We start from the raw sequence: 25,819 nt of genomic DNA, 5'->3' as shown, positions 1-25,819 counted from the left end.
GTCCGAAGAGAGTCCTATGACGCAATACTTCCAGGATCCAGCGTTCTGGGGTTTGATCGCTGGTACCCCTGTCGCCGCAACCGCGATTATTCGCGGCAGAAAAAAGATCACGGAGCTTCGACAGGAAAAGGCTGAGCTCAAGCAGCACTACGCCAATCTTGAAGATCACTACACGGAGGCTGTGGAAGAGGCCAAGGACCGGGCCGAGGAGGCCACCAAGACCACACTGAAGTCCGCCATGCGGACGCTTCAGGGGCTGGCGAGCGAGCAGCAGCTGGCGATTTCCAAGCTCCAGGAAACCTATGGCGAGCACAAGATCCTTCAGGATCTGCTCGACATCGACCACATGAACTCGCAGTTTGCGCGGCGTGCCCAGTCCATCGCCGTCCTGTGTGACGGCTGGCTCGGCCGGCGACGGCACAATGCCTCGCTCTACGATGTGGTGCGCAGCGCCAAGGGCCGCATTCGCCATTTCACGCGTGTCGAGATCCGGTCGCAGAGTAATTTCGCCATCGTGAGCCGTGCCGTTGAACCGGTTGCGCTCGTGCTCGCCGAACTGCTGGACAACGCCACCAGCTACTCGGCGCCGGAAACGATGATCGAGATCAATATCCGGCCGGTGCCCAAGGGTGTGTGCATCGTCGTCGACGATGCCGGTGTCGGTATGAACGAGGAGGAGAAGGCGCGGGCCGCTCAGCTGTTGTCGAGCGAGAATACGGCCAGCGTTTCCAGCCTCGGTAATCCGCCGCAGTTCGGATTCACCGTCATCGGTGTGCTCGCCGCCCGCTACGGGTTCAGCGTTTCGGTGGATTCCACCTCTCCTTACGGCGGCGTGCGCGCGGTCGTCCTGCTCCCCGACGATCTCCTGACGTCCCTGCACGAGCCCGAGGAGAGTCCTGCCGTGGCCGCCTCCGCCCCGTTGCCGCCCGAGAATCCTCCAGGTCATCCGGCCTCCGAGGGCCCGGCTCCGGTCCCTGCCGCGCCTGGGTACCCGGCCGCAGCACACCCGGCTGCCGGCGGTCCGCCGCTGGGGCAGCCGGCTCCCGCTCACCCGGCTCCCGAGACGACGGCCGGCGGTCTGCCGAAGCGCCGCCGCCGCGGTGCCATATCCATCGTGCCGACCGAAAACGAAAGCACGGAAACCCCGGCCCGCGACAGCGCAAGGGCCGCGTCCGTCATGGGCGCATTTCAGCGCGGCACGCAGTCCGGCCGCCGTTCCACCAATGCAAGCAATGAAGGGCATGAGGTTCAGTGAACTACGATCTGTCGTGGATGCTTGACAGTGCTCTGGAATTGCCCGAAGCGCAGCATGCCATTCTCGTCTCCGCCGACGGCCTGCTCATGGCCCGCTCGAAGGAAGTCGGCCGGGACCACGCCGACACGGTTGCCGCCGCGATGAGCGGAATGCAGTCGCTGAGCCGAACGGTCGCCGACTTCTGCCACGGTGGCGCACACGCCAGCCGGCCGCAATGGCGGCAGACGCTGGTCGAATTCGACCATGGCTGGGTCTTTCTCATCTCCGCCGGTGAAGGCGCGTATCTCGCGGTTTCGGCGTCGCCCGATGTCGACATGGCAGAGATCACGTTCCGCATGCAACAGCTTGTCGGCCAGCTCGGTAAGGCACTGACAAGCCCGCCTCGCGAGAGGGCTGATATCCAGCCATGACGACAGATGACGAGCCGGAGCTGGAACACGAAGCAGCGGAATTAGTGCGGCCGTACGTCATCACCAACGGCCGGGATCTTCTTGACGACAGCGACTTCTCACTGATCACTCTGGTGACCATGCATACGGAGCCGCCCCGGACGAATCCCCTCGATCCGGAGAAGCTCCGCCTGCTGGAGCTGTGTTCGGGAGGTTTTCTCTCGATCGCCGAGATAGCCGGGCACACCCGGCTGCCGGTGGGCGTCGTCAAGATTCTGGTGTCCGATCTCGCGCGGGAGGGCTATCTCTACTCCCGTGCACCCATACCTAGCGCTCAGCTTGTCGACCGGCAGATCCTTGAGGAGGTGCTGAATGGGCTCCAGGCTCGCTTTGGATGACGGCGTGTATCTGCGCGATTCCGTGCAGACCGCGGCGAAGATCCTTGTGGTCGGGCATTTCGCCGTGGGTAAGACCACATTCATCGGGACCATGTCCGAGATTCCGCCGCTGCGGACCGAAGAAGTAATGACCCAGGCGGGCGCCGGAATTGACGATCCGAAAGGTGCGCCGGACAAGATCACGACCACGGTCGCCATGGACTTCGGCCGGCTCACGCTCAGCGAGAAGCTGGTCCTCTATCTGTTCGGAACGCCCGGACAGCAGCGGTTCGTTCAGGTGTGGGAAGACATGACGCGGGGGGCGCTCGGTGCGCTGGTCCTGGTCGACCCACAGCGACTCGACGAGTCCTTCCCTGTCATGGACCTGGTGGAACACTACGGAATCCCGTACGCCATCGCCGTGAACCGGTTCGACGGGACTCCCTCGCATTCGCTCGATGAGATACGGGAGGCGCTGGATCTGCTTCCTGAGACGCCCGTCGTCCACTGTGACGCACGGGATCAGCGTTCCTCGGCGGATTCCCTGATCGCCCTCGTCCGATATCTACAGTCCCGCGTCAACTAGGAGCTCAGGCATGCAATCTCACTCGGAATTCCAGACTCCGCCACCCGGCTGCCCCGCGCACGCCGGTGGCGAAAGGGTGCCCCTGCACGGGCCGGAATTCGCCGCCGCGCCGGACGTTTTCTACGGCATGCTGCGGCAGTACGGACCGAGCGCGCCCGTCGAGCTGGCTCCCGGTGTGGAGGCCGAACTCGTCACGGACTACGCCACAGCGCTCCATGTCCTCCAGAATCCGGACACCTTCGCGAGGGATTCGCGCCGCTGGCGCGCGCTGAACGAGGGGCGTGTGCCGATGGACAGCCCTGTGCTGCCGATGATGATGTACCGGCCGAATTGCATGTTCTCCGACGGCGCCGAGCACCTGAGGCTGCGCCAGGCGGTGACGGAGAGCTTCGCGCGTCTGGACATGCACCGTGTGAGCAGGCATGTCGACCGCGTCGCCGCCTACCTCGTCGACCAGTTCAGTGTCCGCGGCAAGGCCGACCTGATCAGCGACTACGCGCAACTGCTGCCGCTGCTGGTCTTCAACGATCTCTTCGGCTGCCCTGCGGAGATAGGCGACCGGCTGATCAGTGCCATCTCCAACCTCTTCGACGGGGTCGATGCGGAGCGCGCCAACGAGGTCATGGCGGGTTCCCTGTTCGAGCTGGTCACCCTGAAGCGCAGTACGCCGGGCGACGACATCACCTCCTGGCTGATGCAGCACCAGTCGCGGCTGACCGATGAGGAGATGGTCCACCAGCTCGCTCTGCTCATCGGGGCGGGCACCGAGCCGGTGCAGAACATCATCGCCAACGCGCTGCGACTACTGCTGTCCGACGAGCAGTTCGGCGGCGGCCCGCAGGGCGGCGGCGACCTCCTGGTCGAGGACGCCATCAACGAGGTGCTGTGGAACAGCCCGCCGATCGCCAACTACGCCACCCACTACCCGGTGCACGAGGTGGAACTCGCCGGGAACAAGCTGGCAGCCGGGTCGCCCGTGCTCATCAGCTTCGCGGCGGCGAACGCTGACCCGAGCCTGTCCGCGAGCCGGCAGACGTTCAGCAAGCGGGCCCATCTGGCCTGGGGCGCCGGGCCGCATGCCTGCCCGGCGAAGGACCCCGCGCTGCTGATCTCCATACGGGCGATCGAGAAGCTGCTGAACGCGCTGCCCGACATCGAGCTGGGCGTTCCCGCGGACACGCTGACCTGGCGGCCCGGCCCCTTCCACCGTGCGCTCAACGCGCTGCCCGCCCGCTTCACTCCGGTACGGAGCACGAGGCGGGGTTTCATGCCCGCTTCGACGGGCGGTCCCGACGGGGGAGACGCCCGGGCCCGGGAACAGCAGAGCAGGCCTCAGAAAGGCAGTTGGTGGAGCGGGTTCCTCAGCTGGTGGCGAGTGTGACCTTTGCTACAGCTTGAATGTTCGTTGTTCGCATGAACGTTCAGCCGTAGGGGTATGCAGGGCTGGCCGCTATCGAGTGATCTTCTGAAAGAAGGTATCGCCTTGCAGCCCGCTCTGGCCGCTGCCCCCGTCGACCGGCGCAGTGTGGTTTCGCTTTTTTCCCGTCTGCGCACGGCCGATGGCCAGTCGAATCCGTTGCCGTTGTACGCGAAACTCAGGGCGATGGGGGATATCGTTCCGGCGCCGTGGGGCGGCCATTTGGTGACCTCTTTCGGTCTGAGTCACCAGCTTTTGCGAAGTAGATCCTGGCGGGTCCCTGACCGTGGTTGGCGGGCCCGCCAGGTCGATGCGGCCCGCTGGAGCGCGAGCGCGTCACGCCAGATGGGCGGCACGATGCCCATGCTCAACCAGCCGCACCACACCCGTGTGCGGCGGCTGGTGGGCAACGTTTTCGACCGCAGATCCCTGGCCGAGATGAGGACGTCGGTCGAGCAGACGACCGACCGGCTGCTCGACCGCTTCGAGGAAGAACTCAGACACGGCCCGGCCGATTTCTGTGCACGGGTCAGCGAAGAACTTCCGGTGATCACCATCGGCGAATGGCTACAGATCCCGCCCGCCGACTACGCGCTTTTGCGCTCGCTCACCCATGACCAGGTGTATACCCAGGAACTGTTTCCGACTCCGAGTCAGCTCTCGCTCTCCGACGAGTCGAGCCGTCAATTGCATGAATATTTTACGTCTTTGGTGAAGGAGCGCAGGAGAAATCCGGGGGACGACCCGGTCTCGTCGTGGCTCCGCGCCTGGGACATGCAGGAACCCGACCGGGAAGCCGCCGACGAGGACGTCTACTTCCTCACGCTGTTCATGGTCCTGGCGGCGCTGGAGACGACGGCACATGTCCTCTCCAGCATGGTCCGGCTGCTTCTGGAGAACCCCCGCCAGCTGAACTGGCTGCGCGTCCATCCCGAGCAGATACCGGACGCGATCGAGGAGACGCTCCGTCACGACCCCCCGATCCACATGATCAGCCGGGTGGCTCCCGAGGACACCGAGCTCGCCGGGGTGACCGTCCGCAAGAACGAGATGGTGCAGATCATGGTCGGCGCCGCCCATCACGACCCGGACCACTTCGCCTCCCCCGAGGTCTTCGACATCAGCCGCCGGGCCTCCCACCTCAGCTTCGGCGGGGGAATCCACTATTGCCTGGGCAACGCGCTGGCCCGTCTGGAGGCGGAGTGCCTGCTCACCGCGCTGCTCGAGCGCCTGCCCGGACTACGGATCAGCGCCCCTCCCGTCTGGGAGCCGCGCGTGGCCTTCCGCCGCCTCATCACGCTTCCGGTCGTCCGTGTCTGACATACCCGGCGCACCGGTCTCCCGCACCGCGGAACAACGAAACAAGGAACGGCCATGATGCACGACTTCAAGTCCCTCCTCGTGACACACGAGGGGCCCGTCCTCACCGTGCAGTTGAACTGCCCCGAGACGGGCAACGCCATCTCGGGGGAGATCCTCGACGAGCTGCTCGCCGTACTGGGAGCCCTGGACGACGAGGCCGGTATCAGGGTCCTGGTCCTCTCCGGCGCGGGCGAGGACTTCTGTCTGGGCGGTGACCGGGCGGAGTTCCCCGCGCTGCTCGCCGAGGACCCCACCGGAGTGGGGCTGCGGGCCCTGGGCAACAAGGCGCGACGGGTGTGTGAGGCCCTGGCGAGCACCGACGCGGTGACCATCGCGCGGCTGCACGGCGGGGTGGTCGGGGCCGGAGTGGGCCTAGCGGTCTTCTGCGATCTGCGGGTCGGCGCGGACACCTGCCGCTTCCGGCTGCCGGAGCTGGGGCTGGGGGTGCCGCCGGCCTGGGGCGGGATCATGCCGCGGCTGCTGCACGAGGCGGGCGCGGCGAGGATCCGTGAGCTGATATTGACCGCGAACAACTTCGACGCCGCCACCGCGCAGGAGCTGTCCATCCTCCACAAGGTCGTCCCCGAGGATCAGCTCGATGGCGCCGTCACGCGGTGGATCAAGCCGCTGGTCCGCCGTTCCCCCTCGGCCCTGCGGACCGCGAAGCTGATGCTGAACGCGTACGCCAACGCCAACCGCCTCGCGGACGCCTCCCTGTTCGACGCCGAGCTGCTGTCCTCCGCGCTGACCGCCGCGGCCTCCGCCCGGCGCTGACGCCGACCACGGTGCGGGCCCTTCCAGGTCCGCACCGCGGCCACGCAGCCGGGCTCGGCTCGGCCGCGTCGCCGCCTCACTCCTCGGAGGCCGCGAATGCTTCCCGGTGCTGTGCCGCCAGTTCCACGTACATCGTGGCGTTGACCGTGAGGAGTTCGCGCTCCTCATCGGTCAGCTCCCGCTTGACCTTCGCCGGTACCCCGGCGACCAGTGAGCCGGGCGGAACCCGCATGCCCTGCGGGACCAGCGCCTGCGCGGCGATCAGCGAGCCGGCGCCGATGTGCGCCCCGTTCAGCACCGTGGCACCCATGCCGACCAGGACATCGTCCTCGACGGTGCAGCCGTGCAGGACAGCGTTGTGCCCGACCGAGACCCGCGCGCCGACGGTCACCGGGAAGCCGGGATCCACATGCACCGTGCAGTTGTCCTGGATGTTGCTGTCCGGGCCGAGCACGATGGGGCCGCAGTCGGCCCGCAGCACGGCGTGGTACCAGACGCTGGCGCCCGCCGCCATGGTGACCTCGCCGAGCACGACGGACGTCGGGGCGGTGAATGCCCCCTGATCGACCTTCGGCTCCTTGCCGCCCACCGGTGAAATCAACGCCCGTCCCGCCATCTCTGGATCTCCTTGCCGTTGTGCGCCGCGCCAACAGCACCGTAGACGACGGCCGCTGTGCCGGGCAGGGACGGCAGCCGGTGGGGCGAAGATCACAGCCCGGTGCGCGGCCCGCCGTCCGCAGGCTGAGTACGGTGTGCGAGTGCCGATAAACCAGAACGTGTTCTCATCCGTCGCGGCCTGGCGGCGCCGGGCCGTGTCGCGCGCGGTCCACCGTGGCGCGCGCTGGGTGAGAGAAGTCGCGGCCGTCACGGCCGAACGTCCGGGCCCCTACCGCTTCCGGCGGATCGGTACCGGCACCCGGCTCGCCTTTCCGCAGGGCACGGTCTTCGGCGACCCGTGGATCGAGCTCGGCGACTACTGCATCATCGCCCAGGACGTGACACTCACGGCGGGCATGATGCCGGACCTCGATCTCGGCCCGGAGCCGATCCTCACCCTGGGAAACGGTGTGGTGCTCGGCCGCGGCAGCCATGTGATCGCGGATGTCCGGCTGACGATCGGCGACGACTGCTTCTTCGGCCCCGGTGTCTACGTCACCACCACCAACCACAGCTACGACGACCCCGATGTGCCGGTCGGCAAGCAGTGGCCGCGCACCGACCCGGTGGCCATCGGCGCCGGCAGCTGGATCGGTACCGGGGCGGTGATCCTGCCCGGGGCACGGCTGGGGCGGAATGTCGTGGTCGCGGCCGGGGCCGTGGTCCGCGGTGAGGTCCCCGATCATGCCGTGGTCGCCGGCGCACCCGCCAAGGTCGTCCGCAGCTGGGATCCCCAGCAGGGCTGGCAGCCGCCGCTGCGCACGCCGGCGCCGGTGCCCATCCCCGAAGGTGTCACCTCGGACCAACTCGTCGCGTTGCGCGCCTGGCAGGCGGAGGAAGCCAAGGAGGCGTACGAAGCGTCCTGAGCCGCCGTCAGGCGGAACGGGCCGCCGTCGGCCCCGTCCGTGTCAGCTCCCCGAGGCGAGCAGCACCGAGCCGACCAGCGCGAGGGAGGCGCCGGCCGTCTGGATCGCCCGCAGCCGCTCCTTGAGGACGCCGAGTGCGGCGAGCGAGGTGACGACGGGATAGAGGGAGGCGAGCACCGCCGCCATGGTGACCGGCCCGTTCTGGGCGGCCAGGGCGTAGGTGCCGTTGGCGGCGACATCGGCGATCCCGACGAAACCGAGCGCGGGCAGCGCACCCCGGAGGGCCGGGAGCCCGCCCTCGGGCAGCGCCGGGGTGCCGCGCCGCACCGACGCGTACAGGGCGGCGCCACCGACGGCGACATTGCACACCCGCTGCACGAACAGGGCGAGGAAGAGCCCGGTCAGGGTCGTCGACGCCTCCGAGATCAGCGCCATCACCGCGCCGAACCCGAGCGCCGAGACCAGCGTCAGCACGATGGTCTGGCGGGCCACGGACGCCCCGCTGACCCGTGGGCCGCCGGCCAGCAGGACACCGATCACGGCCACGACCATGCCGGAGGCCTGGAGCAGCCCCGGCCGCTCGCCCGCCACGATCCCGACGCCGAGTGGTACGAGGACGGTGCCGACCGAGGCGAGCGGGGAGACCACGCCCATTGGGCCGAGCGCCAGGGCGCGGTAGAAGCAGAGCATGGCGGCGGGTCCCACGACGCCCGCCCCGACGGCGAACCACAGCTGCGGTCCGGCCTCCCGCCAGCCGCCGGTGGCCAGCACGATGGCGCCCAGCACCACGGCGGCCAGGGTCTGTGAGACGACCACCACGGTCAGCGCCTGGAGACGTCGGGTGAGCAGTCCACCGCCGAAGTCGGCGAGCCCCCACAGAAGGCTGGTGGCCAGGGCGAAGACCGCTGTCATGGTGAAACCTCGCAGTACAGTGAACCGGACGCTGAAGTACACCACACCGTAGTGCAGTGGACTGCATTGCGGCATCCAATATATTGCCCTCCGACTTGGACGGACCGTGACGGACCTCGACCAGCTCACGCAGTCGCTCGCCCGCAACCTCAAGCACTGGCGCGCCGAGCGCGGCTTCACCCTCGATGCACTGGCGGCCCGTGCCGGGGTCAGCCGCGGCATGATCATCCAGATCGAGCAGGCCCGGACGAATCCGAGCGTGGGAACCACCGTCAAGATCGCCGACGCGCTCGGCGTCAGCATCACCACGCTCCTCGACTACGAACAGGGCGCGCAGGTGCGCATCGTGGCGCCGAGCGAGGCGGTCCGCCTGTGGTCCACCGAGGCCGGCAGCTTCACCACGCTCCTTGTCGGCGCCGAGGCGCCCGGGCCGTACGAACTGTGGGACTGGCGCCTGATGCCCGGCGACAGCAGCGCCTCGGATCCGCATCCGCCCGGCACCGTGGAACTGCTCCATGTCCGGGCCGGCACGCTGACGCTGATCGTGGACGGTGCGGAGCACACGGTGCCCGCCGGCGCCTCGGCGACCTTCGAGGCCAAGGTCGCACACGGCTACCGCAACGACGGTGCGGAACCGGTCGAGATGACCATGTCGGTGATCATCCCGCCCGCCCGCTGAGACGGTCCGCCGCCGCTCCGGCAGGGCTGTTAGCTTGGCGCCATGCGCGTGCCGATGGATGCTTTTGACGATGTCCGCCCCGCTGCCGAGTGCCTGGACCTGCTGGTGGAGCCGGTGGCCACGGTGATCCGCTCCTGGAACGGATCCGTGCCGGTCGGCGAGCTGCGCTACGTCGAGACGGACCCGGCCATCGCGGACACCGCACTGCTCGTCGAGCACCACGGTGCCTGGCTCCTGGAGCAGTCGGCGAACTGCGTGGTGGTGGCCGGCAAACGCGGCGGCGAAACCACCCTGGCCGCCTGTGTCGTGCTCTCCCACACCCGCGTCGACGTCAACGGCGTGGTGCGGCGGCAACTGGGCGCCCGCAAGGCGTCGTTCGCGCCGATGGACAAGGCGGTCGGCGACAGCGGGATGGAGTACGGCGGGATCACCCCGATCGGCCTGCCCGCCGACTGGCCGCTGCTGGTGGACGCCGCCGTCGCCGACATCCCCTACGCCCTGATCGGCAGCGGCAGCCGCCGCGGCAAGCTCATCGTTCCCGGCAAGGCCCTGGCCGAACTGCCCGGCGCCACGGTCCTGGACGGGCTGGGCATCGCCTAGGGAGACCCCTGAGGGCTGTCTCCCCTGGGCCGTCTCGTCCGGGTCGTCACCCGGCGCGCCGCGCCCGTCCGTGATCACCGATGAGCCGCGGCCGCGGCTAGTGTGTGCGCCATCGGGCATGGCGTGACGTGACGGGAAGAGCCGCGCATGGAGTTCCTGGTCGACATGGTGACCACCGTTCCGGAGGGCACATCGGCGGAGGCCGTGGAGGAGCTCCGGGCCCGGGAAGCGGTACGGGCGCGGGAATTGGCCGCGCAGGGAAGCCTGCTGCGGCTGTGGCGTCCGCCGCATGCCCCGGGTGAATGGCGCACATGGGGTCTTTTCCGCGCAGACGATGCGGAGCAGCTGGAGCAGGTACTCGTGTCGATGCCGCTGCGGGTGTGGCGGCACGACACGGTGACGCCACTGTCCCCGCACCCGAACGATCCGCGTCGTTAGGCGCGCCCACCCCGGCCGTCCGGACCGGTCGGGGGCTGGAGCACGCCGCCACGATCGGTCACGACGGCGCCCGGGGCCGTTCCCCACACTGATCGGCCCTCAACATTGATCGACCCTCGGTTCCACCCGACAGGAGAGCCCCGATGGACAGCACGACGGACAACGAATCCATCCTGCGCGGCGTGCTCGACCGGTGGAAAGCGGCCGTCGACGCACACGAACCGCAGCGAGTCGCCTCGTACTTCACCGAAGACGCGATCTTCCAAGGGCTGCACCCCTACAGCGTCGGACGACCGGGCATCACCGACTACTACGATTCCCAGCCGCTCGGCATGACGGCCGCGTATCGGATTCTCGAAACCAGGCGGCTCGCCGGCGACCTCGTGCTCGGTTACCTGAGCGTCGACTTCGCGTTCCCCGACCGGCCTGCGCTCGCCGTTCATCTCGCTGTGCTGGTAAGGCGTATGGAGGACGGCTGGTACATCGGCCACTACCAGGTTTCCCGCCTGGACTAGGGGCGGTCCGCTGTCGGCCGGCAGGGCGTACTCATGGGGTGGGCGAACTCGGCGGACCGCACATCCAGCGACAGCGCCAGGGAGTGCTCGGTGAAGCCCAGGCTGCGGTACAGCGGCTCGGCGTCGTCGGTGGCATGGAGATCGACCCGGGTGACGCCCCGCTCGGCGAACCAGCCCAGCAGCGCCTCCGTCGTGGCGCGCGCATAGCCGCGGCCCCGATAGCGGGGATCCGTACAGACGTTGAAGACGAAGCCGAAGCGCCCCGACGGGTGGCTCGGTGACGGCAGCCGTTCCTCGACGGTGCCGAGTGCGCACGCCGCAAGATGCGGCGCACCCGCCTCGTCACCCGTCACCACGAATCCGGCCAGCCGGGCATCCGCGCCGACCAGCTGCCGTCGCACCGTCGCCTCCCCGTCCCGCTCCCAACTCCCCGGAGAATCGCGCCCGTTCATCGCAAGGAACATCAGCCGGCGCAGCCGGACGAGTTCGGTGGCGTCCTCGGGAACAGCGGCTCGGGTCACGATCATGCCCGGACGCTAACGCACCCGCCGCTCAGCCCAAACGGGGAATCTCAATCGCCGGACAGCGGTCCATCACCATGTCGAGCCCGGAGTCGTGCACCCGGTCCCAGGCCGCCTCGTCGATCACCCCGAGCTGGAACCAGACCGCCTTCGCCCCGACCGCCACGGCCTCATCGGCGACGCCGCCCGCATGCTCGCTGTTGACGAACACATCGACCACATCGACCGGAAAGGGAATCGCGGCCAGTGAGGGATACCCCTGCTCGCCGTGCACCGTCTCGGCCTTGGGATGCACCGGCACGATCCGCTTGCCGTACCGCTGCAACACCTCCGCGACGCCGTGCGCGGCGCGCTGTTCGTTGTGGGACAGGCCCACGACGGCCCAGGTGTCGCCGAGCTCGGTGAGGATCTTGCGGATCGTGCTGGGGTCGCCGTACACGCACTGCCTCCTGCGGATGGAAGGGTCCTGTGCGGCTCAACGGACGGCGCGACCCGGAGATTCCCGTCGCGGGAGATGACCAGGGTCTTTCGTTGATGACGAGGGTCGTTCGCTGGGGTCGGCCCGGCACGATCCGAACGAGAGGCCCTTGGCCGTGCGGCGTGCAGCCATGGGTGCGCGCCGGACGGCAGACGCCCCGCCCGAAGGGGAAGACGGGCGGGGCGGGTCTCTGCGCCGACGGCTCAGTTCGCGCCGCGGGCCCTTCCGCTGCCGGCCAGCCCGGCCCCGACGGTGCTGCCCGTCGCGGCACGGGCCGGTTTGCCGATCGCCCGGCTGCTGCCCACCGGCTCCGCGCCGCCGGCTCCGGTGCCAGGCCGCGGCGCCACGGGTTCCCGCGTCTCGGCCGCCGTCCCGGATGTGCCCGTCAACATCGCGCGCAGCTCCTCGGTGTCGACCAGCATGCTCACCGGGCCGGTCGGGTTGAGGTACAGCGCATGCCCCGGCGGCAGCTGCTCGACGAGTTCGGCCACCGGCCGTCGGTCGTACAGCAGACGGCCCACCGATTCGAGGTAGCTCTGCGAGGTATAGACGGGGATCACCGGGGTGCCCTCGGGCGAGGCGGCGGCCAGTGGCGTACCGGTCGCGGTGACCAGGACGGAGACCTCCGCGCGCGCCAGCGCTTCGGAGACGGCCTCTCCCGGTCCGTAGCCGGTCGCGGCGAGCTGGAGCGCGCTGTCGACCGCATCGGTCGGCTCCGCCCAGTCCAGCATCTGGGGTGACGGCCGGTACTCCGGGTTGTCCCGCCACTCCACGATCTCGCCCGTCGGGCTCGAGCGCCATTGTCCGATCAGCGCCCACAGGGGCGGTGGCCCCTCGCCCTGCCAGGTCAGATCCACCATGGCCAGCCAGTGGTCGGGTGCCGTGCGTGCCGCCTCGATGACCTCCGGCGGGGGCTCGGGCATCTCCTCGCCCGTCACCGGAACTCCCGCCGTCATCGCCGACTGTGTGCTCTCTTCCATGCAGCCCTCCGCAAACCCGCCGTTCCTACACGTACGAGCGGGGCCCCGGAAACACGAGGCTCTCGCACTGACCTCACAGTGCCCACGGCCGGGGCGCACGTCTCACCGACGCACCGTGCGGACGGGGTGGGTACGCCGCCTGGCCGCGCGGAACGCGCCCGTACGGCGGACACCCGCGCCCTTACGGCGGACACCCCAGCGCGGCGCGGTCCGGGGGAGCGGCCGGTGTCCGCCTGTCACAGGGGCCGCATAGGCTGGTCGGATGCAGGAGCAGTACCGCACGCTCGCGCGCGAGGGCGTCCATGAGATCGAGATCAACAAGTCCCGCTTCCTCTGCGCGCTCGCGCCGGTCGCGACCGAGGCCGAGGCCCAGGACTTCATCGCGCGCATCCGCAAGGAGCACCCCACGGCCCGCCATCACTGCTTCGCCTACGTCCTGGGCGCCGACGGCGGCATCCAGAAGGCGAGCGACGACGGCGAGCCGGGCGGTACCGCGGGCGTACCGATGCTCCAGATGCTGGTGCGCCGCGAGATGCGCTATGTCGTCGCCGTCGTCACCCGCTACTTCGGCGGGGTCAAGCTGGGCGCGGGCGGCCTCATCCGCGCGTACGGAGGCGTCGTCGGCGAGGCGCTGGATGCGCTCGGCACGGTCACCCGGAAGCGCTTCCGCCTGGTGACGGTCACCGTCGACCACCAGCGCGCGGGCCGGGTGGAGAACGAGCTGCGCACGACGGGGCGGGCGGTGCGCGAGGTGACCTACGGGGCGGAGGTAAGCATCGAGATCGGGCTGCCGGAGGCCGATCTGGACGCCTTCCGCGGCTGGCTCGCGGACACCACCGCCGGCACGGCCCGGCTGGAGCTCGGCGGCGAGGCGTACGGGGAGCTCTGAGAGGGGCGGGCGGCCTGCCCCCGGGACGGCGGGGTGGGGCTGAGGGGCCTGATGGCGGGGTTCCAGGTGGGTCATTGCCCCGGACGGCCCCGGGCCTGTGCGGCGGCTGCGGGAAGGGGGCCCGTTGCGCCGGAAAGTCCGGTTCGGACCGGTGCGCGGGGGCGCGGATCGTGTCAGCCTGTGGCGCGGTGAGAACGGGCCGCGAAACCGGTGTGCGTGCCGGCACGAGAAAGGCTTCCCCATGCCTGAACTCCTCGATGAGCGCGTGGGATTCGTCCGCCGGATCGGTCTGTTCCAGGCCACCGCCATCAATATGAGTCAGATGTGCGGCATCGGCCCCTTTGTGACCATCCCGCTGATGGTCGCGGCGTTCGGCGGGCCACAGGCCGTGACCGGGTTTCTCGCCGGCGCGGTCCTGGCGCTCGCTGACGGGCTGATCTGGGCCGAGCTGGGGGCGTCGCTGCCCGGTGCGGGCGGCAGCTATGTCTATCTGCGGCAGGCTTTCCAGTACCGGACCGGCAAGCTGATGCCGTTTCTGTTCGTCTGGACGGCCATGCTGTTCATCCCGCTGGGGATGTCCACCGGCGTGATCGGCTTTGTGCAGTACCTCGGCTATCTGTGGCCGGACATGAGTCCGGGGCAGGGCGACCTCGTCGGCCTCGTCGTCACCGTGGGCATCATCGCGCTGCTGTGGCGACGGGTGGAGAACATCGCCAAGCTCACCGTCGTCCTGTGGACGGTGATGATCGCCTCCGTCCTCCTGGTCATCGTCGCCGCGTTCACCCACTTCAGCCCGGAGCGTGCCTTCACCTACCCCGCCCACGCCTTCGAGCTGACGGCGAGTCACTTCTGGATCGGCTTCGCGGCCGGCCTGACGATCGGCATCTACGACTACCTCGGCTACAACACCATCGCGTACATGGGCGCCGAGATCAGACAGCCCGGCCGCACCATCCCCCGCGCCGTCATCACCTCGATCCTGGGCATCATGACGATCTATCTGCTGCTACAGATCGGCACCCTGGGCATCGTGAACTGGCAGGACATGCTCGACCCGCACTCCACGGCGTCCTCCTCGGTCGCCTCCGCCGTGCTGGAGAAGGCCTGGGGCAGGGGCGCCGCCGAGACCGTCACCGTGCTCATCCTCATCACCGCCGTCGCCTCCGTCTTCACCGGACTCCTCGGCGGCTCCCGGGTCCCCTACGACGCCGCCCGCGACCGGGTCTTCTTCCGCCCGTACGGCAAGCTGCACCCGCGCCACCGCTTCCCCGTGCTGGGCCTGCTGACCATGGGAGCCGTGATGGCGGTGGGCTTCCTCATCGGACGGCACACCGACCTGGCCACCATCATCCAGCTGCTGACCACCGTCATGGTGATCGTGCAGTCGCTGGCCCAGGTCGCGGCGGTGACCGTGCTGCGCCGCCGTCAGCCGGGGCTGCGCCGCCCGTACCGGATGTGGCTCTATCCGCTGCCGAGCGTTGTGGCGCTGGTCGGCTGGCTGGTGATCTACGGCTACGCGGACCGCAACTCGCCCGGCAGGCACCCCATCGAATGGTCGCTGGCGTGGGTCGGGGCGGGCCTCGTGGCCTTTCTCGCCTGGGCCCGCTACGAGAAGGAGTGGCCGTTCGGGCCGAAGCAGATCAGCGAGGAGTATCTGCACGGCGGGGATCCGGACGCCGAGGCGGCCGGGGGAGACGAGGAGGACAAGGGAGCCGTGGGAACGGTGGGCGCCGCCGGGGGCGGTTGAGGCCTCCTCTCACGCTTCCACGGTGAGCGTGCCCGCTTTGCCGTGGGGCCGCCGTTCCCGACGAGGGCTACTCGGTGGCGATCGGCGCCAGCGTGTGCGTACGGGCTGCCCGGCGGGCCGGCCATATCGCGGCCGGCACCGCCGCGAGGCCATGCCGATCAGCGACAGACCGATGATTCCGGCAGCGGTGAAAGCGCACGTCAGTCGTGTGCGCGCCAAGCTGGGGCTGTCCCACCGGGTGCAGAGGGCGCTGCTGGTCCGGGACCGGGCCTGAAGTAGCTTCCGCGCACAAACGCACCGGTGTGGATGCAAGAATGTGGGCCGTGACAGGCGGGGTGCGGGCGGCAGCCGACGGGGCTGGGACCGGTCGTCGTACCCGGCTGGACCGGTGCAGGTTCGTGTGCTCTCGGAGGGGAAAAATGCAGGTCGGAGCCGCTGGGTGAGATTTCTGCACACCTCCGACTGGCATCTGGGACGGTCCTTCCACCGCGTGAGCCTGCTCTCCGCCCAGCGTGCGTTCCTCGATCATCTCGTCGAGACGGTGCGTGCCAGGGAGATCGACGCGGTGCTGGTCGCCGGCGATGTCTACGACCGTGCCGTGCCGCCGCTCGCCGCCGTCGAGCTGTTCGATGACGCCCTGCACCGGCTCGCCGGTCTCGGTGTCCCGACGGTGATGATCTCCGGCAACCATGACTCGGCCCGCCGGTTGGGCGTCGGCTCCGGACTGATGGAGCAGGCCGGCATCCATCTCCGCACCGACCCTGCCGGCTGCGGTACGCCGGTGCTGCTCGCGGATGCCCATGGCCCGGTGGCGCTCTACGGACTGCCGTACCTCGAACCCGCCATGGTGCGCGACACCCTCGGCGCACGGCGGGCCGACCACGCAGAGGTGCTGGGCGCGGCGATGGACCGGGTGCGGGCCGATCTCGCGGGCCGGCCCGCGGGGACCCGTTCCGTGGTCCTTGCGCATGCCTTTGTCACCGGCGGGGCGGTCAGCGACAGCGAGCGCGATATCACCGTCGGCGGGGTCGCCTCCGTCCCCGTGGCCGTGTTCGACGGCGTGGACTACGTAGCGCTCGGGCATCTGCACGGCTGTCAGACCCTCACCGAGCGGGTCCGCTACTCCGGATCGCCGCTCGCCTACTCCTTCTCCGAGGCCGGTCACCGCAAGTCGTCATGGATCGTGGATCTCGACGCGGACGGCGCCGTGCACGCGGAGCGGGTGGACTGCCCGGTGCCGCGGCCGCTGGCCCGTATCCGGGGCCCGCTGGAGCAGCTGCTCGACGACCCGGAGCCGGGCCGGCACGAGGAGTCCTGGGTCGAGGCGACGCTCACCGACACCGCCCGCCCGCACGAGCCCATGGCCCGGCTCGCCCGGCGCTTCCCGCACATCGTCAGCCTCGTCTTCGATCCCGACGAGGGTCCCACCCGTTCGCTGGCCTCGTACGCGCAGCGGTTGCGCGGGCGCAGCGACCAGGAGATCGCCGAGGACTTCGTGGAACACGTACGGTCCGGCCGGGTGGCCGATGAGCAGGAGCGGGACGAACTGCGCTCGGCGATCGACGAGGTGCGGGTCGACGACATGGCGGCCGAGGTGGCGCGTTGAGGCTGCACCGGCTCACCCTCACCGCCTTCGGACCCTTCGGCGGCTCGCAGACCGTCGACTTCGACCGGCTGTCGCGGGACGGTCTGTTTCTGCTGCACGGACCGACGGGCGCGGGCAAGACCTCGGTCCTGGACGCGGTGTGCTTTGCGCTGTACGGATCAGTGCCCGGGGCGCGGCAGAGCGGCCAGGCGCTGCGCAGCGATCTGGCCGACCCGCTGACCCTCACCGAAGTCGTCCTCGAACTGACCGTGGGCGAGCGGCGGTTGGAGATCACCAGGCTCCCCGAGCAGCCACGCCCCAAGAAGCGGGGCAGCGGTACGACGAAGGAGAAGGCACAGAGCAGGCTGCGGGAATTCGTTCCGGCGGGGGCCGAGGCGGGGGCCGGGGCCGGGGGAGCGGCGGACGGCGACGGCCCTGCGGACGGCGCGGGCGGTCGCTGGAAGGCGCTGAGCCGCTCGCATCAGGAGATCGGCGAGGAGATCGGCCAGCTGCTCGGGATGAGCAAGGAGCAGTTCTGCCAGGTGGTGCTGCTGCCGCAGGGCGACTTCGCGCGCTTTCTGCGGGCCGATGCGGAGGCCCGCTCCCGGCTGCTGGGGCGGCTCTTCGACACCCGGCGGTTCGCGGCCCTCGAAGAGCAGTTGAATGCGCGCCGCAAGACGGCCGCGGACACGGTCACGGCGGGCGACGAACGGCTGTTGGCGCTGGCGCACCGGATGGCGCAGGCGGCGGGGGAGAGCCCCGATCTCACCGATCCGTCGGTCCCGGCGCCGGACCGGAACGGGCAGGCGCCGGCGGGTGCAGCGGCGCGCGGACGCGGTGCCGCGGCGGCCGGCGGGCGCGGCCGGGCGGCGGCGACGGCCACGACAAGGGGGACGACCGGGACGAACGCGACGGTCACGGCGACCGTGCCGGGGCAGGCCGGGTCCGTGGAGGGCGGCGGACGGGGCGGGCAGGCCGCGTCGGCCCGTACCGCCGCCGCGCAAGACCCGGCCGCGCCCGGCCCCGGGGAGCCGGGCTTCGCCGAGGCGGTGCTGGTCAGGGCAGCCGTCGCCCGGGTGAGTGCGCGGGAGCGGCTGGCGGTCGCATGGTCCGCGGTGCGCGCCGCGGAGGTCGCGGAGCACCAGGCGGCCGGGCGCGGGGAAGAGGCCCGCGAGCGGCATCGGCTCCAGCAGCGGTACGCGGATGCCCGGCGACGGGCCGCCCGGCTCGCTGACCGTGCCGAGGAGCGGGAGCGCACCCGCGACAGGCTGGCGCGGGCCCGTGCGGCCGCGGAGGTCGCGCCCGCGCTCGCCCTGCGTGATGCCGCCTGGCGCGAACTGGACGCGGCGCAGCGCGCCGAGCGGCAGCACAGAAGCCCGCTGCCGTCCGGCCTCGCCGACGCCGAGGGTGAGCAACTCGCCGCACAGGAACGGCAGGTGCGGGAGGAGCTGGGTTCGCTCGGGGCGGCCCGGCGGGCCGAGCGGCGAGCCGCCGACATCACCCGGGAGCGGGCCGGCCTCGACCGCGAGGCGCGGGCCGACGAGCAGACGCTGCTGGACGCCGCCGAGTGGCTCGCCACCTGGAACGAGGCCCAGCGCGCCCACCGGCAGCGCATCGAGACGGCCCAGGAGGCCGCCACCCGGGCCGAACAGCTCGGCGCACGGATCGAACCGGCCGCCGAACGATGGGAAGCGGCCCGTCGTCGCGACCGGCTCGGTGCCGATGTGCGGTCGGCGGAAGGCGAGCTGCTCGCCGCCCGGGAGCGCTCCGCGGCAGCCCATGAGCACTGGCTCGATCTCAAGGACCGCAGGCTGCGCGGGATCGCCGCCGAGCTCGCGGACGGGCTGCGCGACGGTCAGGCGTGCGCGGTGTGCGGGGCTACCGAGCACCCCGACCCGGCCCGGGTCGACGCGGACCACGTCGACCGGACGGCCGAGGAGGCCGCCCTGGAAGCGCACCGTCAGGCCGAGGAGACCCGTCAGCAGGCGGCGGACCACCACCAGTCGGCCAAGGAGGCGCTGGCCGCCGCTGCCGCCACGGCGGGGGACGCCCCGACCGGTGAACTCGCCGCGCAGGTCGAGGAGTTGCGCGCCGATTTCGCCCGCGCCCATGCGCGCGGCGCCGACCTCCATGCCGCCCGCGAGGCGCTCGGACGCGCCGAGCGTGAGTACGAACGGCGCCGCGACGAGCAGCAGCAGGCCGAGCGCCGGGCCGCTGCGCGTACCTCCCACCGTGAGGCGCTGGACCGCGAACGGGCCGCCTTGGAAGAGGAGCTGACCCGGGCGCGGGGCGACTGCCCGAGCGTGGCCGACCGGGCCGCGCGGCTGGAGCGGCAGGTCACCCTGCTCGCCGCGGCGGCGGAGGCGGCCCGGACGGCGAACGCCTGCGCCGAGCGGCTCAAGGACGCCGACGCCGGGCTGTCCGACGCCGCCTACCGCGCAGGATTCGACACCCCGCGGGCCGCCGCGGAGGCGCTGCTGCGGGACGACGAATGGCGCGTGCTGCAACAGCAACTCGACGACTGGCAGGCCGAATCCGCCGCGGTGGAAGCGGAGCTGGCCGACCCCGAGACCTCCGCCGCCGCGGCCCTGCCGCCCGCGGACCCGGTCGCCGCACAGGCCGCGCACCAGGCCGCGGCGGCGCGGCTGCGTACGGCGTCCGCCACCCATGCCGCGGCCCTGGAACGCTGTACGGAGCTCGACCGGCTCTCCGCCCGCGCCGAGGCCGATGCCCGCGCCCTGGCCCCGGCGCGTGCCGCCTACGACCGCATCGCCCGTCTCGCCGGACTCGCCTCCGGTACGTCCACGGAGAACGAGCGGCGGATGCGCCTGGAGTCGTATGTGCTCGCCGCCCGGCTCGAACAGGTCGCGGCCGCCGCCACGGCCCGCCTGCACCGGATGTCCGGCGGCCGCTACACCCTCGTCCACTCCGACGAACGGGCCGGCGGCGCCCGGCGTTCCGGCCTCGGCCTGCACGTCGTCGACGCCTGGACCGGCCACGAACGGGACACCTCCAGCCTCTCCGGCGGCGAGACCTTCTTCGCCTCGCTCGCGCTGGCGCTCGGCCTCGCCGATGTCGTCACCGACGAGGCGGGCGGCACCCGGCTGGACACCCTCTTCATCGACGAGGGGTTCGGGAGCCTGGACGAACAGACCCTGGACGAGGTGCTGGACGTTCTGGACTCACTGCGCGAACGCGACCGCAGCGTCGGCATCGTCAGCCATGTCGCCGACCTCAAGGCGCGCATCCCCGCCCAGCTGGAGGTCGTCAAGGACCGGTCGGGCTCGACGGTCCGGCATCGGGTACGGGGCTGAGCGTGCCGGGCGGGGGCGCCGCGAAGCCCCAGGTCACCGGCTGACGGCGCGGCGGGAGAGCGGCGAGGAGTAGACGACGCTGGTGGTCACCGCGCCCAGCGCGCCGATCCGGCCGGACACCTCCTCGAGATGCTTCATCGACCGGGCGGCGACCTTGAGGACGAAGCAGTCGTCGCCCGTGACGTGGTGCGCCTCCAGGATCTCCGGCGTCGTCTCCAGCAGATCGTGGAACGGCTTGTAGTTGCCGTTCGGATAGCGCAGCCGCACGAAGGCGAGCACCGGCAGTCCGACGCGCTCGGGGTCGATCACCGCCGCGTAGCCCGAGATCACCCCGGCTTCCTCCAGCCGGCGGACCCGTTCGGTGACGGCGCTGGCGGACATGTTCACGGCGCGGGCGAGCTCGGCGTAGCCCGCGCGGCCGTTGTGCTGGAGGACGTCGAGGATGCGCCAGTCGGTGGCGTCGGGGGAATAGCCGGTCATCCGGGCTGTCTAGCAGTGGAATCACCGGCAGATCAAGGGGTTCGCCGGTGATCATCACTTCTCGGCCCCGAGAACGGGACCGTAAATTGTCGGTCATGCCCCTACAGACGCCGCGGCCCGCCGCCCCCAGCCGTGTCCTGGCCACCGCGCCGGCTGCGCCCGACGAAGCCGCCGCGTACTTCGCCGCCCGGCTCGCCTTCCACACCGATGTCGCCGATGTGCACACCGCCCTCGCGGCCGGCGCCACCGACTTCGTCGTCGTCGACTCCCGCAGTACCGAGGCCTGGGACCAGGGCCATGTTCCGGGCGCCGTGCACCTGCCGGCCGCCCGGATCCCGCAGGACGCGGGGGAGCTGCTCGATCCGGCGGTCCCGGTCGTCGTGTACTGCTGGGGGCCCGGCTGCGACGGTGCCACCCGCGCCGCCCTCGCGCTGGCCCAGCTCGGCCACCGGGTCAAGGAGATGCTCGGCGGTATCGAGCACTGGATCCGGGAGGGCTACGAGGTCGAGACCCGGCAGGGCAGGGAGCGGCGGGCGGCTGATCCGTTGACGGCTCCTGTGGGGGATCGGCTGATGGCTCCCGTGGCCGGTCCTCTGAAGGCTCCGGTGGGGGCGGGGGAAGCGCTTCGCGTGGTGTCTGCGCGGTGCGCCACCGGTAGACGGAAAGGCGTGCGTGGTGTCTGCGCAGGACGGCACCGGCGTGCGGAAAGGCGCGCGTGGTGTCCGCGCGGTGCGCCACGGGCGTACGGAAATCCGGCGTGGTGTCCGCGCCGTACGCCGATCCGGCGTACGGAAATGCGGGTGACAGTCTCGCCCCGCGGCCACCAGGCTGGCGTGTCATGACCTACGACAACAGCCGTCCTGCCGAGAGCACCCGGCCCGCCGCGGACACCGACGTACCGCGCCGCGACCCGCTGCCGCTCCTCGGCCGTACCGCCCTGGTCACCGGAGCGAGCCGGCGGCGCGGCATCGGCTACGCCGTCGCCCGGCGGCTGGCCGCATACGGAGCCGGCGTCTATCTGCACCACCACGTTCCGCATGACAGCGGGCAGCCCTGGGGAGCGGACCCGGGCGGCCCGGACGCGGTCGCCGCCGGGGTACGGGAACTCGCCGTACCCGGAGCGGTGGTGGCCCACGGGCCGGCCGATCTGGCCCGGCCGGACGCCCCCGCCCGCCTCCTCGACACCGCGGCCGAGGCGCTCGGCGGCAGACTGGACATCCTCGTCGCCAACCACGCGCTCAGTGGCAGCGACGGCCCCCTGGACGCCCTCGACGCGGCGATGCTCGACACCCATTGGGCGGTCAACACCCGGTCGGTGATCCTCCTCGCGCAGGCCTACGCCCGTCGGCGCGTACCAGGGCTGTCAGGCGGGCGGATCGTGATGATGACCTCCGGACAGGACCTGGGCGACGGTATGCCGGAGGAGATCGCCTATGGCCTGGCCAAGGGGGCGCTCGCCTCGGCCACCCGCAGCCTCGCCACCACGTTCGCCGGCCTCGGGGTGACCGTGAACACCGTCAACCCGGGCCCGGTGGACACCGGTTACGCGGTCGGCGCGCTGCGCGAGCGGGTCGCGGGGCGCTTCCCCGGGGGCGAGTGGGGCACGCCCGACGACCCGGCCCGGCTGATCGCCTGGCTCGCGACCGACGAGGCGGGCTGGATCACCGGGGAGGTCATCAACTCGGAGGGCGGTTTCCGGCGTTGACCCCGGCAGCGTCAGCGGAAGCATCAGTGGCAGCGGCAGCGGCAGCGGAAGCGTCAGTGGCTGCGGACGTGTCGATCTCGTAGGCGCGCATCCCGTCGCGCTCTCCGACGAACCGGAAGCCCGCTCGTACCAGAACGCGCTGGGACGGCACGTTCTCCGGCTCGGTCAGGGCGCACACCGTCCGTACCTCGGGGTGGGTGGCCGCCCAGCCGGCGAGCAGTCGCGCCGCGTCGGTCGCCCATCCGGCGCCGCGGGCGGACGGGGAGAGGTCATAGCCGATCTCCACGAAGCCCTCGGCATCCGGCGGGCCGTGGAAGCCGATGCTGCCGAGTGCCGTACCGGCTGCCGCGTCGGACAGGACGAAGACGCCCCAGCCGGGACGGTAGCGGCCTGCCGCGGCAGCTCGTACGGCGATACCGGCGCCGCCGGAGGTGGCCTCGGGCGGTGTGCCGTCGATCCAGTCGAAGCCCGCGGGCTCGCCGTCCGCGACCCGGGCGGCGGTCGTCGGCAGCAGGGCGCGCAGGGCCACCCGGCCCGCCGCGAGCGCCAGCGGGTATCCGGCGCCCGCGGTGACCAGTGCCTCGAACAGCGGACGGTGGTCCGCCCCCGCCGGCAGGCCGCTGACCTGTCCGTCGCCGACCTCCACCACCCGCCATACGCCGTCGGTGCGCAGCGCCAGATCGGTGGTGACGAAGGGCAGGCCCAACTCCCGTACGGCAGGCGCCACATGGGTGAGATCGGGGGCGGGGCGCAGCCCCGGAGTGTCGGGGTGCGGGCCGATCCATACCGGCTCGCCGTCCACCCACCACACCCGCGCCTCACCCACTCCGGCGAACGGCTCGAAGGCGCGCAGCACCACGCCCCCGGTCAAGAACTCCTCCTGGAGGTCGACGAAGCGGCCGACGACCGAGGCCAGCCGCTCGGTGTCGGCCGCGTCCGGCACATAAGCGGCCTCGTCCCATTCGTGTTTACGGGACTTGACCCAGTCCTTGACGACGAGCGGACGGGGCCCGCCCGCCGCGCCGAATGCCTCGGCAAGCTCCGCCAGGGCCGCCCGCTCCGGGGGCCGGCCGGGTGCGCAGGGAAGCCAGACGCTGTGCGGGGTGAGGGCGCGGAAGGTGGCGTACCAGCCCGGGAGCTCATGGGCGGAGCGGTAGGCGGCGGGCGAGGTCAGCAGACGGCAGCCGCGGGCGGTGAGCGCCGCGGACAGCTCGGTGTAGCGGCCGGCGGGCAGCATCCAGCCGCGGTACCAGACCGGTCCGGCATCGCGCGGAACCCGGGCCACCGCCCCTTCGGCGTCCCCGGCGGCCAGCGCCTCGTGGTCGAGCACCGCGGTCGCCGCGCCGGCCGACTGCGCCGCGGCCGCCTCGGCCGCGAAGTGCGGATCGGCCCCCAGCCTTCGGCCGGGAGCTGCCCCCAGGCGCGGGCGGAGCGGGTCGCCGGGGAACAGAAGCAGCGGCCGGTCCGCCGCGAGGTCCACTGTCATGCCAGCGGACCTTACGGACGGCGACGGCCGGCCACAACACCGTTCGAAGTGGCCGGCCGCCGCACACCCGGGCCGCGGTCAGAGCGCCGACAGCTCGCTCAGCAGGTCGTCCAGGCCCAGCGACCCCTGGGACAGCGCCGCCATGTGCCAGGCCTTGAGGTCGAAGTCCGCGCCGTGCCGGGCGCGGGCCGCCTCTCGGCCCTGGAGCCACACCCGCTCACCGAGCTTGTAGCCGATCGCCTGGCCGGCCATGCCCTGGTAGCGGGTGATCTCGCTCTCGACGAAGTCGGCCGGGCGGCTGCTGTGCCGGGCGAAGAACTCGTGCGCCAGCTCCGGTGTCCAGCGTTCACCCGGGTGGAAGGGGGAGTCCGCCGGGATCTCCAGCTCCAGATGCATCCCGATGTCGATGATGACCCGGACGGCCCGCATCATCTGCGCGTCCAGATAGCCGAGGCGTCGTTCGGCGCTGGTCAGGAAGCCGAGTTCGTCCATGAGGCGCTCGGCGTACAGCGCCCAGCCCTCGGCGTTGGCGCTGACGATGCCCACCGTCGTCTGGTACCGCGAGAGCTGGTCGGCGACATGGGCCCACTGCGCCAGCTGGAGGTGATGGCCGGGCACGCCCTCGTGGTACCAGGTGGAGACCAGGTCGTACGCCGGGAAGCGGGTCTCGCCCATCGTCGGCAGCCAGGTGCGGCCGGGACGGGAGAAGTCCAGCGACGGCTGGGTGTAGTACGGGGCGGCGGCGCCACCGGGCGGGGCGATCCGCGACTCGACCCGGCGCACCCGCTCCGCCAGCTCGAAGTGGGTGCCGTCGAGCCCGTCGATGGCCTCGTCGATGAGGGACTGGAGCCACTGCCGGGTCTCCTCGACGCCCTCGATCGCCTCGCCGTGCTCATCGCACCAGGCCAGCGCCTCCCATGGCGTCTTCGCCCCGGGCAGGACCTTCTCGGCCTCGGTCTCCATCTCGGCCAGCAGCCGGTGGAACTCGGACCAGCCGTAGGCGTACGCCTCGTCCGCGTCGAGGTCGGCGCCGTTGAAGTAGCGGGCGAGCAGGGCGTAGCGCTCCCGGCCCACCACGTCCGGTGCGCCCGCGATGGCGGGGGCATAGCTGTCACGGAACCAGTCGCGCAGCTCCACCAGGGCGCCGGTCGCCACCCCGGCGGCCTCGGTCAGCTCGGCGCGCAGGCTGTCCGGGCCCGGGTCGGTGAACTCGGCGAACCAGCTGCGGTCCGTACCGATCCACTCGTCCAACTGGCCGATGACGGTGCGGACCTGGAGCGGTCCGGCGGGCAGATCACGCTTCAGTCCGGCGTCGAGGGCGGCGCGGTATCCCTCCAGCGCGGCGGGTACGGCCCGCAGCCGCTGGGCGATCGCCGTCCAGTCCTCGTCGGTCTCGGCCGGGGTGACCGTGAAGACCTCACGGACGTGGTGCAGCGGCGAGCTGAGATTGCTGACCGTGCGCAGGCCCTCGCCCGCCTCGTGGACCGCCAGCTCCGCGGTCAGCCGCTCGCGAAGCAGCCGCGCGCAGATCTGCTCGGCGGCGGTGTCCGCACCCGGCCGGGACTCGGCCTCGGTGAGCTTCTCCAGCGTCGTACGGGCGAGCTGGGCCACCGCTTCCTGGCCCGTCGGTGAGAAGTCGGGGAGCTTGCGGGAGCTCTCGGCGATGCCGAGGAAGGTGCCGGTGATCGGGTCCAGGTCGACGAGGGCGTCGACATAGGCATCGGCGACCTGGCGGGGCAGCGGACCGCCCTCGGAAGAAGTGGTGTGGGACATGGATCCATCCTCGTACGGATGGCCCCGCCGCGTC

25 protein-coding genes and 1 pseudogene are annotated in these 25,819 nt (G+C 71.1%); 18 read left to right on the top strand and 8 right to left on the bottom strand.

Translation table 11 applies throughout. The annotated features are described in order from the left end of the window. Nucleotides 1-16: 16 nt before the first annotated feature. The 7 genes from M8I34_RS38390 to M8I34_RS38360 all read left to right on the top strand — a co-directional run bounded on the left by M8I34_RS38390 (nt 17) and on the right by M8I34_RS38360 (nt 6,160). The gene (locus tag M8I34_RS38390; protein ID WP_250057652.1) at nt 17-1,255 is read left to right on the top strand and encodes an ATP-binding protein; all 1,239 of its coding nucleotides are present in this window, start codon (nt 17-19) and stop codon (nt 1,253-1,255) included. Then, entirely contained in the window at nt 1,252-1,665 is a 414-nt protein-coding gene (locus tag M8I34_RS38385) for a roadblock/LC7 domain-containing protein (protein ID WP_030985081.1), read from the top strand. Before M8I34_RS38390 ends, M8I34_RS38385 begins: the two co-directional genes overlap by 4 nt. After that, nucleotides 1,662-2,042, top strand: coding sequence for a DUF742 domain-containing protein (locus M8I34_RS38380; RefSeq protein ID WP_030985083.1), 381 nt, complete (start codon nt 1,662-1,664; stop codon nt 2,040-2,042). Before M8I34_RS38385 ends, M8I34_RS38380 begins: the two co-directional genes overlap by 4 nt. Continuing rightward, a complete protein-coding gene (locus M8I34_RS38375) occupies nt 2,017-2,607 on the top strand; it encodes an ATP/GTP-binding protein (RefSeq protein ID WP_250057650.1) in 591 nt (196 codons plus the stop codon). The genes M8I34_RS38380 and M8I34_RS38375 overlap by 26 nt, the downstream gene beginning before the upstream one ends. A gap of 10 nt (nt 2,608-2,617) precedes the next feature. Beyond that, nucleotides 2,618-3,988 carry a cytochrome P450 gene (locus tag M8I34_RS38370; protein ID WP_250057648.1) on the top strand — a complete coding sequence of 457 codons (1,371 nt, stop codon included), beginning with the start codon at nt 2,618-2,620 and terminating at the stop codon, nt 3,986-3,988. Between the two features lie 102 nt (nt 3,989-4,090). Further along, nucleotides 4,091-5,344 carry a cytochrome P450 gene (locus M8I34_RS38365; RefSeq protein ID WP_250057646.1) on the top strand — a complete coding sequence of 418 codons (1,254 nt, stop codon included), beginning with the start codon at nt 4,091-4,093 and terminating at the stop codon, nt 5,342-5,344. A gap of 54 nt (nt 5,345-5,398) precedes the next feature. Next, complete coding sequence (locus M8I34_RS38360) at nt 5,399-6,160, top strand: enoyl-CoA hydratase/isomerase family protein (RefSeq protein ID WP_250057644.1); 762 nt, start codon at nt 5,399-5,401, stop codon at nt 6,158-6,160. A gap of 76 nt (nt 6,161-6,236) precedes the next feature. Here the strand turns inward: M8I34_RS38360 and M8I34_RS38355 are convergent, their stop codons facing one another. Then, nucleotides 6,237-6,776: a gamma carbonic anhydrase family protein gene (locus M8I34_RS38355; protein ID WP_250057642.1), complete on the bottom strand. Its 540-nt coding sequence runs from the start codon at nt 6,774-6,776 to the stop codon at nt 6,237-6,239. A 142-nt stretch (nt 6,777-6,918) separates the two neighbouring features. Here M8I34_RS38355 and M8I34_RS38350 point away from each other — a divergent pair, with 142 nt between their 5' ends. Beyond that, the gene (locus M8I34_RS38350; RefSeq protein ID WP_250057640.1) at nt 6,919-7,683 is read left to right on the top strand and encodes a DapH/DapD/GlmU-related protein; all 765 of its coding nucleotides are present in this window, start codon (nt 6,919-6,921) and stop codon (nt 7,681-7,683) included. A gap of 42 nt (nt 7,684-7,725) precedes the next feature. On the opposite strand, the gene M8I34_RS38345 is transcribed toward M8I34_RS38350, so the two are convergent. Then, nucleotides 7,726-8,595, bottom strand: coding sequence for a DMT family transporter (locus M8I34_RS38345; RefSeq protein ID WP_030985096.1), 870 nt, complete (start codon nt 8,593-8,595; stop codon nt 7,726-7,728). Nucleotides 8,596-8,701: 106 nt separating this feature from the next. On the opposite strand from M8I34_RS38345, the gene M8I34_RS38340 reads away from it, so the two are divergent. From M8I34_RS38340 to M8I34_RS38325, 4 genes are all read left to right on the top strand, one after another. Next, nucleotides 8,702-9,274 carry a cupin domain-containing protein gene (locus M8I34_RS38340; RefSeq protein ID WP_250057638.1) on the top strand — a complete coding sequence of 191 codons (573 nt, stop codon included), beginning with the start codon at nt 8,702-8,704 and terminating at the stop codon, nt 9,272-9,274. Between the two features lie 42 nt (nt 9,275-9,316). Further along, nucleotides 9,317-9,874, top strand: coding sequence for a YbaK/EbsC family protein (locus tag M8I34_RS38335; protein ID WP_250057637.1), 558 nt, complete (start codon nt 9,317-9,319; stop codon nt 9,872-9,874). 147 nt (nt 9,875-10,021) lie between these two features. Next, the gene (locus M8I34_RS38330; RefSeq protein WP_250057635.1) at nt 10,022-10,312 is read left to right on the top strand and encodes a muconolactone Delta-isomerase family protein; all 291 of its coding nucleotides are present in this window, start codon (nt 10,022-10,024) and stop codon (nt 10,310-10,312) included. A gap of 143 nt (nt 10,313-10,455) precedes the next feature. Continuing rightward, nucleotides 10,456-10,827 carry a hypothetical protein gene (locus M8I34_RS38325; protein WP_250057633.1) on the top strand — a complete coding sequence of 124 codons (372 nt, stop codon included), beginning with the start codon at nt 10,456-10,458 and terminating at the stop codon, nt 10,825-10,827. On the opposite strand, the gene M8I34_RS38320 is transcribed toward M8I34_RS38325, so the two are convergent. The 3 genes from M8I34_RS38320 to M8I34_RS38310 all read right to left on the bottom strand — a co-directional run bounded on the left by M8I34_RS38320 (nt 10,824) and on the right by M8I34_RS38310 (nt 12,806). Next, nucleotides 10,824-11,354, bottom strand: a complete 531-nt coding sequence (locus M8I34_RS38320) for a GNAT family N-acetyltransferase (RefSeq protein ID WP_250057631.1) — start codon at nt 11,352-11,354, stop codon at nt 10,824-10,826. The two genes, M8I34_RS38325 and M8I34_RS38320, sit on opposite strands and share 4 nt — an antisense overlap. 25 nt (nt 11,355-11,379) lie before the next feature. Then, nucleotides 11,380-11,787: a CoA-binding protein gene (locus tag M8I34_RS38315; RefSeq protein ID WP_250057629.1), complete on the bottom strand. Its 408-nt coding sequence runs from the start codon at nt 11,785-11,787 to the stop codon at nt 11,380-11,382. A gap of 242 nt (nt 11,788-12,029) precedes the next feature. Then, nucleotides 12,030-12,806, bottom strand: a complete 777-nt coding sequence (locus M8I34_RS38310; protein ID WP_250057628.1) for a type VII secretion system-associated protein — start codon at nt 12,804-12,806, stop codon at nt 12,030-12,032. Nucleotides 12,807-13,068: 262 nt separating this feature from the next. Between M8I34_RS38310 and M8I34_RS38305 the strand changes: the two genes are divergently transcribed. The 4 genes from M8I34_RS38305 (at nt 13,069) to M8I34_RS38290 (ending at nt 20,341) form a co-directional block, all read left to right on the top strand. Continuing rightward, entirely contained in the window at nt 13,069-13,695 is a 627-nt protein-coding gene (locus M8I34_RS38305; protein ID WP_250057626.1) for a YigZ family protein, read from the top strand. Nucleotides 13,696-13,936: 241 nt separating this feature from the next. Next, nucleotides 13,937-15,442: an APC family permease gene (locus M8I34_RS38300; RefSeq protein WP_250057624.1), complete on the top strand. Its 1,506-nt coding sequence runs from the start codon at nt 13,937-13,939 to the stop codon at nt 15,440-15,442. Nucleotides 15,443-15,881: 439 nt separating this feature from the next. Next, nucleotides 15,882-17,048: an exonuclease SbcCD subunit D gene (locus M8I34_RS38295; RefSeq protein WP_244417267.1), complete on the top strand. Its 1,167-nt coding sequence runs from the start codon at nt 15,882-15,884 to the stop codon at nt 17,046-17,048. Next, nucleotides 17,045-20,341, top strand: a complete 3,297-nt coding sequence (locus tag M8I34_RS38290; RefSeq protein ID WP_250057622.1) for an AAA family ATPase — start codon at nt 17,045-17,047, stop codon at nt 20,339-20,341. Before M8I34_RS38295 ends, M8I34_RS38290 begins: the two co-directional genes overlap by 4 nt. 33 nt (nt 20,342-20,374) lie before the next feature. Here the strand turns inward: M8I34_RS38290 and M8I34_RS38285 are convergent, their stop codons facing one another. Further along, nucleotides 20,375-20,821 carry an Lrp/AsnC family transcriptional regulator gene (locus M8I34_RS38285; protein ID WP_250057620.1) on the bottom strand — a complete coding sequence of 149 codons (447 nt, stop codon included), beginning with the start codon at nt 20,819-20,821 and terminating at the stop codon, nt 20,375-20,377. A gap of 95 nt (nt 20,822-20,916) precedes the next feature. Between M8I34_RS38285 and M8I34_RS38280 the strand changes: the two are divergent. Both M8I34_RS38280 and M8I34_RS38275 read left to right on the top strand, forming a co-directional pair. After that, nucleotides 20,917-21,384 (top strand): annotated as a pseudogene (locus M8I34_RS38280) (rhodanese-like domain-containing protein); the annotation flags it as partial. Nucleotides 21,385-21,659: 275 nt separating this feature from the next. Continuing rightward, the gene (locus M8I34_RS38275) at nt 21,660-22,526 is read left to right on the top strand and encodes an SDR family oxidoreductase (RefSeq protein WP_250057618.1); all 867 of its coding nucleotides are present in this window, start codon (nt 21,660-21,662) and stop codon (nt 22,524-22,526) included. Here the strand turns inward: M8I34_RS38275 and M8I34_RS41755 are convergent. Both M8I34_RS41755 and M8I34_RS38260 read right to left on the bottom strand, forming a co-directional pair. Then, complete coding sequence (locus tag M8I34_RS41755) at nt 22,498-24,012, bottom strand: GNAT family N-acetyltransferase (protein ID WP_308372779.1); 1,515 nt, start codon at nt 24,010-24,012, stop codon at nt 22,498-22,500. The genes M8I34_RS38275 and M8I34_RS41755 overlap by 29 nt on opposite strands. 78 nt (nt 24,013-24,090) lie before the next feature. Continuing rightward, nucleotides 24,091-25,785, bottom strand: a complete 1,695-nt coding sequence (locus M8I34_RS38260; protein WP_250057617.1) for a DUF885 domain-containing protein — start codon at nt 25,783-25,785, stop codon at nt 24,091-24,093. Nucleotides 25,786-25,819: the final 34 nt, after the last annotated feature.

The organism is Streptomyces sp. MCA2 (genome assembly GCF_023544705.1).
In the GTDB taxonomy this organism is placed as follows: Bacteria; Actinomycetota; Actinomycetes; order Streptomycetales; family Streptomycetaceae; genus Streptomyces; species Streptomyces decoyicus.
The sequence above is the reverse complement of the archived record's forward strand: the minus strand, read 5'-3'. Positions and strand labels throughout refer to the sequence as shown.

What these genes read in the sequence shown, in the direction of transcription:
- M8I34_RS38275 (WP_250057618.1), top strand. Translation starts at nt 21,660, where the DNA reads ATGACCTACGACAACAGCCGTCCTGCCGAGAGCACCCGGCCCGCCGCG.
- M8I34_RS38325 (WP_250057633.1), top strand. Translation starts at nt 10,456, where the DNA reads ATGGACAGCACGACGGACAACGAATCCATCCTGCGCGGCGTGCTCGAC.
- M8I34_RS38310 (WP_250057628.1), bottom strand. Translation starts at nt 12,806, where the DNA reads ATGGAAGAGAGCACACAGTCGGCGATGACGGCGGGAGTTCCGGTGACG.
- M8I34_RS41755 (WP_308372779.1), bottom strand. Translation starts at nt 24,012, where the DNA reads ATGACAGTGGACCTCGCGGCGGACCGGCCGCTGCTTCTGTTCCCCGGC.
- M8I34_RS38260 (WP_250057617.1), bottom strand. Translation starts at nt 25,785, where the DNA reads ATGTCCCACACCACTTCTTCCGAGGGCGGTCCGCTGCCCCGCCAGGTC.
- M8I34_RS38305 (WP_250057626.1), top strand. Translation starts at nt 13,069, where the DNA reads ATGCAGGAGCAGTACCGCACGCTCGCGCGCGAGGGCGTCCATGAGATC.
- M8I34_RS38380 (WP_030985083.1), top strand. Translation starts at nt 1,662, where the DNA reads ATGACGACAGATGACGAGCCGGAGCTGGAACACGAAGCAGCGGAATTA.
- M8I34_RS38285 (WP_250057620.1), bottom strand. Translation starts at nt 20,821, where the DNA reads ATGACCGGCTATTCCCCCGACGCCACCGACTGGCGCATCCTCGACGTC.
- M8I34_RS38320 (WP_250057631.1), bottom strand. Translation starts at nt 11,354, where the DNA reads ATGATCGTGACCCGAGCCGCTGTTCCCGAGGACGCCACCGAACTCGTC.
- M8I34_RS38355 (WP_250057642.1), bottom strand. Translation starts at nt 6,776, where the DNA reads ATGGCGGGACGGGCGTTGATTTCACCGGTGGGCGGCAAGGAGCCGAAG.
- M8I34_RS38375 (WP_250057650.1), top strand. Translation starts at nt 2,017, where the DNA reads ATGGGCTCCAGGCTCGCTTTGGATGACGGCGTGTATCTGCGCGATTCC.
- M8I34_RS38330 (WP_250057635.1), top strand. Translation starts at nt 10,022, where the DNA reads ATGGAGTTCCTGGTCGACATGGTGACCACCGTTCCGGAGGGCACATCG.
- M8I34_RS38345 (WP_030985096.1), bottom strand. Translation starts at nt 8,595, where the DNA reads ATGACAGCGGTCTTCGCCCTGGCCACCAGCCTTCTGTGGGGGCTCGCC.
- M8I34_RS38360 (WP_250057644.1), top strand. Translation starts at nt 5,399, where the DNA reads ATGATGCACGACTTCAAGTCCCTCCTCGTGACACACGAGGGGCCCGTC.
- M8I34_RS38335 (WP_250057637.1), top strand. Translation starts at nt 9,317, where the DNA reads ATGCGCGTGCCGATGGATGCTTTTGACGATGTCCGCCCCGCTGCCGAG.
- M8I34_RS38390 (WP_250057652.1), top strand. Translation starts at nt 17, where the DNA reads ATGACGCAATACTTCCAGGATCCAGCGTTCTGGGGTTTGATCGCTGGT.
- M8I34_RS38370 (WP_250057648.1), top strand. Translation starts at nt 2,618, where the DNA reads ATGCAATCTCACTCGGAATTCCAGACTCCGCCACCCGGCTGCCCCGCG.
- M8I34_RS38300 (WP_250057624.1), top strand. Translation starts at nt 13,937, where the DNA reads ATGCCTGAACTCCTCGATGAGCGCGTGGGATTCGTCCGCCGGATCGGT.